Source organism: Priestia sp. YIM B13551 (assembly GCF_042787905.1).
Classification (GTDB): domain Bacteria; phylum Bacillota; class Bacilli; order Bacillales; family Bacillaceae_H; genus Priestia.
This window is the reverse complement of sequence record NZ_JBHZOX010000007.1, coordinates 144426-158718: the sequence shown is the minus strand read 5'-3', so window position 1 is coordinate 158718 and position 14293 is coordinate 144426. Positions and strand designations below refer to the sequence as shown.

Genomic DNA, 14293 nt, shown 5'->3' with positions numbered 1-14293 from the left:
TTGGAGGTTTTTTTATGTCTGAAAAAAAACGAAAAGAAAACGCAAAAAATACGTTAAGTAGCGCTCAAGAAATCTATTACGGCCGCGAGTTTAAAAAAGCAGACCGTGCAGGCGGCTACACGAAAAAATAAGTGAGGCAAAACATCTCTATCCAACGCTTGATCATCCCAACGTCCTTTCTGTACAGTTTGTATCGGAAGGACGTTTTTATATTATGTAAAAATAATAACACGAAGATTTCAAGCGTATGATTTACGTTTTTTAACACTCTACTATATCCACAAAGTTTACCCACAATTATGTGGATAATGTGTATAACTTTATTGAATATGCATATTAACGCTTTCATAACTTGAAATAACAGTGGGTAATTTTTATGTAAATTTTCTGAAAAAATGTGAATAGTGTGGATAAAGTTGTGAATATCCTATATAATTCAGCAGTTAACTTCTTGTTAACCTGTGGATATCTTCTTTAGCACTTTCATTTATTTTAGTACCATCAACGCTTTTGATATATTATAAGTATAATAATAAAAAGTAGGGGAAGTTCCCCTACTTTTTTATGATTGGAAACAATATATCCACACTTGTTCCTTTATCTAACTGACTAGAAAACGTCATCTGCGCGTGGTGAGCTTTAATAATCCGATAGCTGACCATCAGTCCTAACCCTGTACCTTTTTCTTTTGTACTATAAAAAGGCTCACCTATCTTCGCTAACCGTTCAGGAGGAATACCCTGTCCTTCATCAGCAAGCTGCAGCCAAAGGTGGTTTTCTTTTACTTTAATCGTAATATGAATAGCTCCTCCTTCAGGCATTGCTTCGATAGAATTTTTAATAATATTAATAAATACTTGTTTTAACTGATTTTTATCTCCATACACCTTTGGTAACTGGTCGTCTCTTTCAAATATGAAAGCTACTTCCTTTTCTACTGCTTCAGGTTCAAGAAGTGAGCACACTTCTTGAACAAGCGCTTGCATGTTCAAAGATTCAACCTTCATTACCTGTGGTTTTCCTAACATCAAAAATTCTTCTACGATTCCATTCATTCGTTCTAATTCAGTTTCCATGATATCTATATACAAAGCATCTTTAGGATGTTGTTCTTTTAATAAGTGAACAAAACCTTTTAAAGAAGTTAAAGGATTTTTGATTTCATGAGCCACTCCAGCTGCAAGTTCTCCTACCACGGCAAGCTTCTCAGAAGTTCTAAGCTTCTCTTCTGCCTTTTTACGCTCCGTAATATCTGTCGATACGCACAGCATTTGAATCACTTCCTGTTTTTCATTCATAATAGGAAGTTTTGCTGTTTCGACCCAGCGCCGGTTTCCTTTCGAATCTTTAAACTGTTCTTCTAATACCATCCCTTTTTGGGTACAGTTTGAAAACTCCCCTTTATATAAAAGATCTGATTGAAGGTTGAACTGATATTTATCAATCGATTGTCCAATTAAGTCATCAGATTTTTCACCTAAGAGCATCGCAAAAGATTCATTAACGAGAATGAATTCCCTTTTTTGATTGATAGCATAAATATAGCTTGGATTAATGTCAATAACTTGTCTTAAAAACGTTTTTTGTTCCTGCAGCTGATTTTCTTTTTGCTGTAAATTTGCTTTAGAATGGCGTATATAGCTAATCATTTCATTAAACTGTTTAGATAAAATACCGATTTCGCCCCGCTCAATTTCTCGTTCCGGAATTTTTTGATTAAAATTCCCGCGCGCTACTTGTCTCGCCAATTCATATAGTTTATGAATAGGATTCACAATTTGCCTTGCATATAACGCAGTAAAAAAAGAAAGCAGTAAAATCGTAACGCCTGAAACGATCCAAAGCGTTTTTTCAAACATTTCATAAGGCCTGTAAATTTCTTCAACGGGTAATTCAGCGACAATTCCCCAATCCAAAACAGGAATATATTCGAAAGACGCAAAGAAATACTTACCTTCGGTGTTCACAACCCGCTGATATCCTGATTTATGATTCATCGTTTTCTGAACGATTTCATTTTTCTTAGCATTTTCACCGATTCTCTGTTTCTCTGGGTGGGAAATAATTCTACCATTGCGGTCTACAATAAATGTATAGCCGTTCTCTCCTATATCAAACGTTTGAAAGATGGATTGAAAACTTTTATTTTCTTCAATTCGCAGCGCTAAATTTACAACCTTTTTTACATTTTGCTGCCCATCCAAAATAGGAATCGCCATCACCACAATGTAGTGCTTTGTATCTGCTGAAACGACATCGCTTAAATATATTTTTTTGGTTCGCAGCGCTTCTTGAAAATATTTTCTTTTACTTAAGTTCACATGTTTCATATTCTTTAAATCATTCGGGTAATAATGCTCAACATACCCTTTTACATTAAAAATGGTTCCGCTATCGATATACGGTGAAATATTAACTATTTTCTGCAATTCTTCGTCTATTTCTTGTTCATCATCCGATAAAAAAATAGGATCTTGCTGTACCTCGTCGCCCAGGCTCCAAATATCTTTAATGACGACGTTAATTTGCTCTTTCATTCTCTTGACGGTTTTATCAGTTACCTGTCGATATTGATCTTGAGAAATATTAGGCAGCATCACTCTTGAAACAATAAACATTAGCGTCAGTACGGTACAAATAAGAAGCACATTAATCGTGAAGATTTTCCAAAACGTATGAGATTTAAACCATTTCATGTTTGTTCACCTTAATCTAATGAAGTCTACCTCCATTGTACTGTAAAATGAAAACTTTTCCATATAAATGACGGAATTCCATCTTTAGACATAGAAGAAAAGCAATTTGTTCTACATTCCTATCAGAAAACTATGAGCTTTCTCACTGTGTTTTCTGTTAGAACAAATTTTTAGTTTTCTTCTATAAACTTTGCTTCCTGCATTTTATTCATGCAGTAGAAATCAATTATTTATCCTCCACTAAAAAGACCTCATCACGGAGTGATGAGGTCAGAAATTTACTATATTCTTTTATAAAAAATCATGTTTATTCCCTGCTGATTTTCTAGCCTTTAAAGTTTTATTTTCTTTTTCCTTCTAGTCCAGTAAAAAATAAATAAGAGAATAAACCAAACGGGCGTCAACAATAAGGCTGGGCGCGTCGCGTCAGAAAACAGCATAATAACAAGAATCACCGCAAACAAAGCTAGCACAACATAGTTTATAAATGGTGTTAACGGTGCTTTGAATGCTGATGCTGCATGCAGCTGCGGACGCGTCTTTTTATACCTTAGATGGCAAATAAGAATGATACTCCACACCCAAATAAAACAAATAGCGCTAATGGTCGTGACGATGCCGAAAGCTTGGTCTGGTATAAGTTTGCTTAAAAGAGCTCCCGCTGAGATGACCAGCGTAGATACAAACAATCCGTTGCTTGGTACGTGGTTTTTGTTCAGTTTTGCAAACTTAGATGGCCCTTGGTCATTTTTACTTAAATTATATAAGATACGGCTTGTTGAAAACATTCCGCTATTACAAGCAGAAGCGGCTGAAGTTAATACAACAAAATTAATAATTCCAGCAGCAAGCGGAATTCCGACTAAACTAAAGGTTTTAACAAATGGGCTTTCTGCTGCATTTAATTCCATCCACGGGTTAATAAATAAAAGGATGATAAGCGCCCCAACATAGAAAAATAAGATTCGCAGCGGAATTTTATTAATGGCCGATGGAATATTTTTTTGGGGATTTGATGTTTCTGCTGCCGATACCCCTACCAATTCAACCCCGACGTATGCGAATATAACCATTTGGAATGAAAGTAAGAAACCTGAAACCCCATTTGGAAACAGTCCTCCGTGATTCCAAATGTTTTGAACAGTAACGGATCCCGCGTCTGTTTTAAATCCCATTACCAGCAAAATAACGCCAATAATAATTAATGCAAGAATCGTAATAACCTTTATTAAAGCAAACCAAAACTCTAATTCTCCAAATAATTTTACGGTTAATAAGTTAAGACCTAATAAAATGATTACACAAATAAGTGCGGGAATCCACTGAGGAATATTGAACCAATATTTCACATATACGCCAACTGCAATCACATCAGCCATAGCTGTCATAATCCAGCAAAACCAGTAGGTCCATCCCGTTACAAATGACGCCCACGGTCCAAGATACTCTTCAGCAATATCTGTTAACGATTGATAACCTGCTTTAGACAGCAGTAGTTCTCCTAGCGCTCTCATCACAAAGAAAAGCGCAATACCAACAATTAAATAAGCAAAGATGATAGAGGGACCTGCAAGCTGTATTGCTTTACCAGAACCTAAAAACAAGCCCGTACCAATGGTTCCCCCAATCGCGATTAGCTGAACATGACGATTGGATAAATCCCTCTTTAATTCTCGTTGTTCCAACTCTAACTCCTCCTAACAATAAAACCTTTGATGCGATCGTGCGGACTACAAATAAAGTCCAATAAAAAAAAGAGATTGGATGCGCTCCAATCTCATGGTCATAAGAATAACAAATATTAAGGTACATGCTACCAATTAGTAACATGCCAAATAAATATCCGGTACTCTTCTGTCCTTTTGCCTGAGATTGTGAACCCTTCGGCGTCGCGAAACTATCGCGATCTCTCCAGAAGCTGCTCCTGCTATAGTGTGATCCATAGCAATCATAGCTTTCTACGTATTAATTTTTTCAATCAATAGAATGACTGTCGAATAGTTGTTTATTCTAATACCAGTTAGATGCTTTGTCAACAGGAAAGATTACTTTCATTTATTTACCTTCTTCGACAGAAGGTAATTGAACAGTTTCAATCGTCAACTTAGTATCCTTTTCCTCGCGCTACCTGAGTCCTTGCGGGAACCTGAACACATTAAACGGATCATACTTTTTGTTCACTCTTTCTAATCTCTCTGCGTTGTCTCCAAAATACTCACGTTCGTAGTTTCTCAGGTTGCTGATAGGAAAATTCACATAGGAACCTACCGTAATACTTTTAATATATTCAAATCGCTTGCGAAGCCAATCTCTGTTTGCTCTTGCAAATACATCTTCTGTCCAGACAGACTGAAACCCCATAATATATCTGGCGTTTCTGTAGAAAAAAGCCGTTTCTCTTTTACCAACACGGCGAATTTCTCCTCCTAGTGCATAAAAAGAAATCGCATCATACACGGAACCTTCTGCCGGACGCTGTATGAGATCTGCAAGATTTTCAAGCTCACCACGTGAATAGCTTCTATGCACAAATCTTCCCGTTGACTTAAATTTTTCAGACGGAGGATAGGTTGCTTCTATTTTTTTTACCGCTTCAAGAAAAGATAATGATTCCAGCTCTACTTGAAACCCTTCTACTTCTGCAAAAGGCTGCAAAATCTCCCGAGCTCTTTCTGGGGAGCCGTAAAAGAATCCGTTTGCAAATATGCCTAACCCTTCTCCTCCTGCATTATAAAATGCTTGCAACTAGCGTCATACGTTTGTCCAGTTTAGGCAGCCAGTTTTGCCATATATTCATCACTTGTGCCTGCTTCTCCTTTGTAGTACCTACATAAAAGAATCGAACGAGCGTCACAGAGCTGTTCGTGGGCTTTGGAAGCTGAAACGTCATGCTTACCACAACGCCAAAGTTACCGCCACCGGCACCGCGGCATGCCCAAAAAAGATCCGCGTTACACGATTTGTTTGCCTTAATGAGCCTTCCTTCATAATTGACTAATTCTAGCTCTATCAAGCTGTCGCACCCTAACCCGTAAAGTCTGCTCGAAAGTCCCCAACCTCCACCAAGTGTAAAGCCAGATACCCCAACAGTCGGACACGTTCCTCCTGGAAACACATATCCGTTCGAACCGATGAAATCATACACTTCCGTATTTTCCGCTCCTGCTTCCATCTTTAAAATGTTCCGTTTTTTATCTAATTTCAACCCATTTAATCGACTAATATCAATGACTAATACACAGTCACCCGTAGAATACCCTTCATAATGATGACCGCCAGATCGAATGCGAATATCAACACGATGCTTGCGCGCCCAGCGGATCGCATTCACAACATCCTGCTTTTTTTCACAGTATACAATCACAAGCGGAAATTTATTAACAGCACGATTCTATCCCTGACGAGCTTCCTCATAAATTGGGTCTTTTGGCGTTACCACTTCGCCCGTAAGCCCTTTTAAAAACATTGAGTCCATTTTGACCTCTGCCACCTCTGTACATACTTTTTATTAGTTTTATTACTATAGTATTATCGATGTGGTTAAAGGTTTGGGTTTTGGGATAGAATTTGCGTTTATTATTTGTATAAAACACGTCATTATAGTTTGTTTTAAAAGCATTAACCCTCTTATGTAATTTCTCTTTAGCGATGTAAAACTTTCTAAATCTAGACTTTATGGGAATTTCGATTCACTATACTAAAATATTTTTTACTCTAAAAGAACAGATGTTTAATTTTAACAATTCCCCCATTAATAAAAGTACAGCTCAAAGAAAAAAGAGCAGAATCAAATCTGCCCTTTACTCTTTTTCTATTCATTTCTTTAACGTCAAACTTACCACATTCTCCACATGTGCGGATTGTAAATGACAACACAAGAGATGTTAGCGGGTCTCTTCATAAAAGTTAACTAGTTATTTTTGATTTTATTTCAACGTAACAAAAATAAAATTTTATGTATAGGAGAATTGTATGGAAGAGAAGTATCGTTTAATGTTTGTTTTTAGGACCCGTGATATCTCTATGCTTTATTGCTTGGGTATGGATTATTTAAAAGGAGCTATATTTTGTGTAATGTTATATAGCCCAGAAGATGATATTCAATTGGATTACAACACAGGACATTATCCAAAAGAACTTATTGACTATCTGAGAGAAGAAAAACAGAAAATCGATAGTGGACTATACGATATTAAAATGTGGAGAATGGATTTGTATGGCGAGAATTTTGAAAGGTAGAAACTAAAAAGCACCTATATCCACTGTAGCTTGCCCTTTAGATCTTAATAAATATTTATTTGTAGAAGATAAAAAAGAGAAGACACTTATATTGTGTTTCCTCTTTTCTGTAATAATATTTTGCTCTGTATTTAGTTTAGATTTAAACCATATGCTCTCGAACCTAGTTTATGTTTATATTTACTTTCTTCTATTAGTACCTCATTTTTAGTTAATGTCCTTGGTAATGTTTGGAGGATTGAAAATTTGAATTTTTGAACACGGTTAGGTTCTGATTCAATGATAGTTTTTAATTTCTTATTTCCACCGTGACCATTTTTAGCATACTCTTTCCAACGCCCAAGAATCCCTTCTTTTCCAGAAGCAGAACCAACATATTGTAAGCCATTATAAGTATCTACAATTAAGTATACTCCTCCTACTGAAGAAAGCATCCTATGCCAAACGCTATTAGCTGTAGGATCGTTAATAACGCCTTGCAGTTCGACAAAAGGGAGATTTATTTCTAAGTAACCAGGAAAATCTCTGATATAACCTTTAGGTAATAATTGCACCACTTCTTTTTCATTTGTATCAATTTTCATACACCAAGCCTGCGCTATGTTTTGCCACTTAATTACTAATCTTCCTTCTAGGTCTTCAAATCCATTCAGTTTTTTCAACTCGTACTTATACTTACTATGAACTTTTGCCTTTCCTCTATATGGAATATCTAGGTGATCTGGGAGCCCCTCTACCTTTGTTACATCTCCTACTTCATAAACACCTATGAATAATGCTTGATTATTTTCAATCCCTAAGCACGACACAAGGTAATCACAATCTTTGAAAACATTTTTTTCTTGATAAGATTGATATAAATTAAAATATCCATTGGTGTATAATTCGTGTACATCTACACCTCTAGTATCCATATGTCTTGCAACTTTAATACTTTTAGACATATCTAGACCAGCAAATCCCAGAACTTTATTAATGGTTAACATATGTATACCTCCACTAATAGAATTTGTAATAGATATTACAAATTTTAAAGATCTTATTTATTGCTCCTCCTATGAATAGATTGTAATAATTATACAATATTTCTTAAAAAAACGCTTTACACGTAAAATATATTTACAAACATTTGTTCTAAATCCATAATATAGGTATAAAAGAAAATTATAATATATCACTAAAAATAAACAATTTAAAAAGGAGTTTTAGATGAATAGTTATAAAGAACTAAAAGAACTATTAGAAGCTTCAGAAGATGAAAAAACAAATCAAGACTATAAAGATTTCTTTAAATTCACATTTCATATGACCTTTACTAGTGATTTAATTGATACTTTTGGTAAGCATAAGGTTCAGGAATGGATTGATCAGTTCGATAATGATAAAGATAAAGATATTGCTAGTAAAATTTTTTCGAAAATTCAATATTACGATAGCGAAGCCGTAAAGAACTTTTGTAAACTTTCTTTTGTAGAATGGCAAATAAAAAACAAAACAGACATAAAAAAAACCCTATTCATTCCTTTAGGTTCATCTGGAAAAAGTGGACAGATGATTGGTTATTTCTTTAGAACATCAAATAGTATACCTGAATCAAAAATAAAAAATCAGGAAGCTGTGACTAGAAATGATATCTCTAACTATGATCAGATTGTTTTTTTAGATGATTTCACAGGAACTGGAAACCAATTTCTAAACAATAGCACAGTTAAATTTGTTATAAGGAATAGACGTTGGTTATTAACTAAGCAAAAAAAAGCAGCAAAATTATCCTTTATTTCACTAATTGCTATGAGAAAGGCTATTGAAAACATTCAAGAAAATGCTCCGGTAGAAGTTATAGCACCTCACATTAGAAGAGCAGCATATGCAAGTAATAACAATGAATTTATTGAATTCAATTTGAAATATGGAAGTGGTTTATTTAGAAAAAAAGATAAAGACCTATACCTTGGATGGGGAGATGTAGGAGAAACAATTATTTTCTTTTATAACGTTCCAAATAATACCTTGCCGATTCTATGGTCAGGGGCTTATTCTAAGGTTACTAAAGAAAAATGGATACCTCTATTCAATAGAAGCACTGTTGCAGGTTCAGCAGGTCAAATTCGAGGTAGTCATAGAGAAGTGGCAAGGGAATTCTATTCAATGTTGATTTCTTCTACTTTATATGCAGAAGATTATATTATGTGGATAGATATAATAAAAGAAATTTATTTAAAAATGGATAAAGATACCTTCGATTTGGAGGAACTATACAAATTATTATCAATAACCTCAAACTTCCTTATTCCTTACGACAATATGCTTACCTACCATTCACCACTAACTTTTCTTAACAAAATCCGCGAAGATTTGTTAGTAACTGTAGAGGAGAAGGTTAAAAAAGATTGCTCAACAAAAGACTTTAATATTTTATTAAATATGTTAGATATTGATAAATATTCTATAAACCAAGGAATTTTGATGCGTCACGAAATCTCCACAATAATCAAAAAAGCTATCCAAAATGACCATACATTAATTGATGAAATTATTAATAATATCGAGGAAGATAATGAGAACATCTATAAAATCCAAGGTTCAACTTTAGCTATCAGAATGTTCTCAAAAGAGGAATTAGAAATTATTTTAAGTACAACAATAAATAAAATTAAAAAATTACGCGAACACAGTAAAAGTCATTCTCTAAAGCTGCATTTAGAGGAGATTCTGGCAAAGCTAGAAAATAGAGAAAAAGATTTTACAAATATAGACCTGAATAAAGCATCAAAACACGTTAATTACTACGGAAAATATAGAATACTCTCTATTAATACAATCCGAAGTCATTTAGGAATGTATCTCTAACCTTAACAAGACAAGACAAATATTATAAGAGCATTATACAAATTATAAATATAATGCTCTTACTTTTTTATTTATAATTATCCTATTTTTAGATATTTGACAACATATAAAGGCTAATCTAAAAAATGATCTAACAGTTCGTTTTATTCAACTATATAAAAAGACTATTGTTTGGCAGTATTAAGCGTTATCTCCCCCTTTTACAATAAGTCAAATGAGAGAAGTAACTTCACATCAATAAATGTCTCCTTATTTATCACATCAACACTTTTAGTTTTTAATGAATATTCAGTATTTAAATCTAGATAGTATGAAACTTCTTCATTAATTTTTCTAGGAATATAACCGATTTTGTACTCTTTAAAGTAAACTTCTATTGCATATTCATCATAAAAGTTATCTAATTCTCTCTTTAGTTTAAGTTCAGCACCGCTAACTAATTCCCCTAAGACTAAATCCAGATTTGAGAGTTTACATAAGTAATGGAGGGTACCAGCCAAATAAGATTCTATAGCGTTTTCCCCATCAAATAGAGCGGTCATCTCTTTATAGCTGTTAGTTAAATGCACAAGTTTTCTTACTTCAAATGAAGAAAGGTTCTCTTTCTCATTTAAAAATTCAAGGGGGTCCATAGTTTTTAGATAATCCCTCAACTCCTCCAAATTTTCATAAGTGGTATGATCTTGTATATAAGCAGATAAATCCTTTACAGTTTCTCGGGAATTAAATCCCAATTTGAATAAATTAGCATCAATACTTCTATTAATTCCATATTTAATAAAACTAGGAAGGCAAGCAAAATACTCAACGAAACCTAAATGCTCCAATATTAAACTCGAAAGTGTACCACACACCCAAGGAAGTTTATATTCAAACATATCTTTTACATATTCCACAATTCTGGTCATCTGATAGTTAAGATCGACTGAACTAAAATATTTTTCTGAAAGTTCTTTTAAAGTTAAATCACTTTCTACCCAATCAATAAAAAGGTTATAATCATCAATTTCGACTAAACCTGAGCCCGATGTACTTTTTCTAACCTTAAACTTGTAGCTTTCTGGAAAACTAATTATTTTAGCATAAGCATCTTGAGTCAAAATATTTCTTAAAGAGAGTAAAGGTCCATTTTCTTTATAATTTTCCACTATCTCTTCTGCTATAACTGTTAACAATCTAAATGATGTAAATGACAATCCACTTTCCTGGACTCTTATTAATTCCTGCTTTGGCCTAGTATCATAAAATGAATAAACCTTTTTAGACAACACGGAAATCTTTTTAAATTTTTCTTTTTCTATTTGCTTTGCAAAAAAAGTATTCTTTAGTATAGTGTCAACATTCTCTATTTCATCTGACAATGAATTATAGTAAAGCAATAAAGACTTAATAAAGTTTTTCTCCGTTAATTTAGTTATAAAATCTTCACTTTGATCATCATTTAATTCATCCAATTCTTCGGTAGCCTTGAAAAGTTCTTCATCCCTTAAAATAGAGCTCTCAACATTATTAGGATGCTTTTCATAATTCAAGTGCTCATCAATTATATTTTTATTCCCCCAATAAAAATCAATATATATAATTTGGCCAAAAGTACTCTGATATGCTCTACCAGCTCTTCCTACTATATTTTTAAAATCTCCAGAGGAGAGTGTCCTCTGTCCTTCGTATTTCTTTCCTGTATGAATAAAATTTTGTATTGGGAAATTAACCCCCTCAACTAGAGTTGTAGTGCATACCATAATTTGAATATAGCCCTTGGCATAGTAATCCTCAAGTGCTTCTCTTACATCCATAGGCAAACTTCCGTGATGGTAGACAAGCCCCTTTCTTAGACCTATAACTAATAGATGATCCTTACCAAGTCTCTTTTCAATATACTCTATTAGGTATTTTACTTCTTGACTTATTTCAAGCTTTTCAGGAAAGAATGGCACATAATCTCTCACAAAACTTTCACAGTCTTCCCTAGTGTGAAAGAAGATTAAGCTTCCTCCCATATTTTTCAGTTTTTGGGCTACTCCCATAATAAAATTTTCATACTTAAGATTCTCATCTTTGACCAGTTTTCTATTTTCCTTATAATGGTATCTAGGAAAGTCAAAAATGTTAATGTCGATTTCTCGCTTGCCAATCAAATAATTAATTTTTGACTGTGCCCAAAAGGCATTGTATGGCTCTTTATAGTACCTATGTTCTTCTGGAATCGAAATCCAAAATCTCCCTTTTTTCTTATATTCATACTTTGCTATCCCTTTTATTTTAGTGGTTGGCTTCCAAGAATCTGGAATATAATCAGAATTAGAAAGGCTTTCATCATCAACCCAACTTAAGACTAAAGGACCGTTATCGATGATTGCTGACAAGAACATAAGCTTTATATCCTTAAATAGGTAGTGATTTATTAAAAAAACTATACTGCCTTCTATTAACCATCCTCTACTACTGTCTTGAATCTTTTGAAATTCATCAAATATTATTAATGAAGTTTCACTAAGTATATCTTCTGATAAATTATTCTTAACTATCATATCCAGCTTTTCTGGGGTAGTAACTATTATATGCTCTTCAAAGTAGTTACCAGAGACGAGATCAGGTTCGTAACCATTAAGCGAACTTGAAACAGAATACCCTAGCCTTCTAAATCTTTCACGAAGTCTTTTAGTTACTTCATACACTAATGCATTAGTCGGTACTATATAGAAACATTTTTTTGTAATATCATTTTCTAGTTGCTTAACAATAGCAAACTCTGCAAGTAAGCTTTTTCCTCCACTAGTAGGGAAATTAATTAGAGTTCTTTTTATATTATCATTCTTTATAAAGCTGTCTTCATTATTAATTACTTCAAGTTGATTTGGCCATAACTCTATTACAGGAGGCCTAGACTTAATTAACTGTTGTATGTAGTCACTCGAAAAAATATCCTGTAAATTATTCCATACGCTATTGTTAATAATTGTCTCAATACATAATTTAAGGTATCTTAAGTGCCAGTAGTAATTAGTTTCAAATAATTCTAAATACGAATTAATTTGCTCATCAAGTTTAGAAAACAAATAACTTATAAATGATTTGTCTCCTGATTGAATAAACTTTCTTAAACTATTAAAAATATCAATTAACGTAGAATCTCCAATATAATCTTCTATGTTACTAATTAATTTTCTGCTTAGTAGGTAAAAAGAAAAGACGTATAAATCGTTTTTATCTTCATTAATAATAGATTTTTCTGATAAGTCAAATAAAACATCACCTAACTTTTTAGCAACCACTATGCTATTTGGAGCATTACTTCCCAAAGTATATGCAACCGAGGATTTCCAATAGTATTTAAGCTGTTTAAACATTACTTTCTCAATATCTAGAGATGATAATTGCTTTTCACTAACGTGCTTTAAGTAATCTCCGATCTTATCTGAAACCAGAGCAGTTAATTCCATTGCTTTATTTCTAGACTCATTATCATAACTTTTAAACGAATTATTGTATTCGGAAAATAAATATATTGAGATTTTTTCAAGATTTTTTATAAGCTTAATTGTTCTATTAAGGTCTTCTTCACTCACGTTTATCTGATTAACGTCTAAATTAATACAATGAACAAATATATTTTGTAGTATTCGTTTAAAACTATCGACCTCTTCAGAGATTTTTAGTTCGATTAAAAGATTTTCAAGGTTTATATCGCTTGTAATTTGTTCCATATATTATCCCTCAAATCATTAAGTATATTACCTAAAAGCTCAATAAATAAAAATTTCACAAGCCTTTGCTCTTTAGAAATTTCCCCTAAAAAACACTCAGCAAATTTTTTAAATGTTCCTTCAGTTGTACTATTCAAGGGTGATATACCTGAAGCACCAATACAGAATCTCGTATCTCGGTTAATAACAATATTATAAAGATCTCCTACAACTTCCTTTAAACCACTATCTGGGGCATTATCAAATAATTGTTGAATAGCTGTGATTTCACTATCAATGTTTTCTTCAAAACTTCCATCTTCACTGAAAAAGTCATATATTTGACTTGCTCTAGTTGTAACTGAATTTTCTGTGGTTTTTGTTTCCCATATTGTAATTTTTATAGTCTCTTTAACATCTTTATTACCAGTGAAAGTTATAAAATCAATACCTGGTTCAGCAGATGACCGACCTTTTGGTCCGTGTGCCCACAACAAATCACTCACCATTTTATGATAATAGAAAGCGAACAAATGCTCCCCTACAATACCTTTATAGTGTTGTTCATTCGAAAATATTCTTCTCAGATTATTTCGTAAGTACTTTATCTCTTTATCCTCTAATTCCTTGCCATTAAGAATTGATAAAAAATTTTCAAAAGGTTTTGGAGACAGGACAGATCTGAGAAAGTATCTCTGAAATTCCTCAAAGAAAGTATTATAGGTATTTGAATCATCTAACACAAAATTTATATGTTTCTTTATAAATTCGTGAGTAACAGATATATCTTCACTGAGAATATAACTCACTAGAATTCCTCCC

General features: G+C 33.2%; 8 protein-coding genes, 1 pseudogene and 1 riboswitch. Of the genes and pseudogenes, 3 read left to right on the top strand and 6 right to left on the bottom strand.

The window, feature by feature from the left end; genetic code table 11:
* Nucleotides 1-14: 14 nt before the first annotated feature.
* Nucleotides 15-131 (top strand): YfhE family protein, encoded by a 117-nt coding sequence (locus ACFX4N_RS25505; protein WP_013055148.1) that lies wholly within the window; start codon nt 15-17, stop codon nt 129-131.
* A 423-nt stretch (nt 132-554) separates the two neighbouring features.
* On the opposite strand, the gene ACFX4N_RS25500 is transcribed toward ACFX4N_RS25505, so the two are convergent.
* The 3 genes and pseudogenes from ACFX4N_RS25500 to ACFX4N_RS25490 all read right to left on the bottom strand — a co-directional run bounded on the left by ACFX4N_RS25500 (nt 555) and on the right by ACFX4N_RS25490 (nt 6171).
* On the bottom strand, nt 555-2696 hold the full coding sequence (locus ACFX4N_RS25500; RefSeq protein WP_057275243.1) for a PAS domain-containing sensor histidine kinase: 2142 nt from the start codon (nt 2694-2696) through the stop codon (nt 555-557).
* A 332-nt stretch (nt 2697-3028) separates the two neighbouring features.
* On the bottom strand, nt 3029-4381 hold the full coding sequence (locus tag ACFX4N_RS25495) for an amino acid permease (RefSeq protein ID WP_057275242.1): 1353 nt from the start codon (nt 4379-4381) through the stop codon (nt 3029-3031).
* Nucleotides 4382-4540: 159 nt separating this feature from the next.
* Nucleotides 4541-4621, bottom strand: a riboswitch (glycine riboswitch).
* A gap of 199 nt (nt 4622-4820) precedes the next feature.
* Nucleotides 4821-6171, bottom strand: a pseudogene (locus tag ACFX4N_RS25490) (FAD-binding oxidoreductase).
* Nucleotides 6172-6668: 497 nt separating this feature from the next.
* Between ACFX4N_RS25490 and ACFX4N_RS25485 the strand changes: the two are divergent.
* Nucleotides 6669-6935 carry a hypothetical protein gene (locus ACFX4N_RS25485; RefSeq protein WP_377263275.1) on the top strand — a complete coding sequence of 89 codons (267 nt, stop codon included), beginning with the start codon at nt 6669-6671 and terminating at the stop codon, nt 6933-6935.
* A 131-nt stretch (nt 6936-7066) separates the two neighbouring features.
* Here the strand turns inward: ACFX4N_RS25485 and ACFX4N_RS25480 are convergent, their stop codons facing one another.
* Entirely contained in the window at nt 7067-7921 is an 855-nt protein-coding gene (locus tag ACFX4N_RS25480; protein WP_377263273.1) for a GIY-YIG nuclease family protein, read from the bottom strand.
* Nucleotides 7922-8144: 223 nt separating this feature from the next.
* On the opposite strand from ACFX4N_RS25480, the gene ACFX4N_RS25475 reads away from it, so the two are divergent.
* Complete coding sequence (locus ACFX4N_RS25475; protein ID WP_377263271.1) at nt 8145-9785, top strand: phosphoribosyltransferase-like protein; 1641 nt, start codon at nt 8145-8147, stop codon at nt 9783-9785.
* A gap of 200 nt (nt 9786-9985) precedes the next feature.
* Here the strand turns inward: ACFX4N_RS25475 and ACFX4N_RS25470 are convergent, their stop codons facing one another.
* Nucleotides 9986-13492 carry a DEAD/DEAH box helicase gene (locus tag ACFX4N_RS25470; RefSeq protein ID WP_377263269.1) on the bottom strand — a complete coding sequence of 1169 codons (3507 nt, stop codon included), beginning with the start codon at nt 13490-13492 and terminating at the stop codon, nt 9986-9988.
* Nucleotides 13468-14280 carry a hypothetical protein gene (locus ACFX4N_RS25465; RefSeq protein WP_377263267.1) on the bottom strand — a complete coding sequence of 271 codons (813 nt, stop codon included), beginning with the start codon at nt 14278-14280 and terminating at the stop codon, nt 13468-13470. Before ACFX4N_RS25465 ends, ACFX4N_RS25470 begins: the two co-directional genes overlap by 25 nt.
* Between the last annotated feature and the right edge of the window lie 13 nt (nt 14281-14293).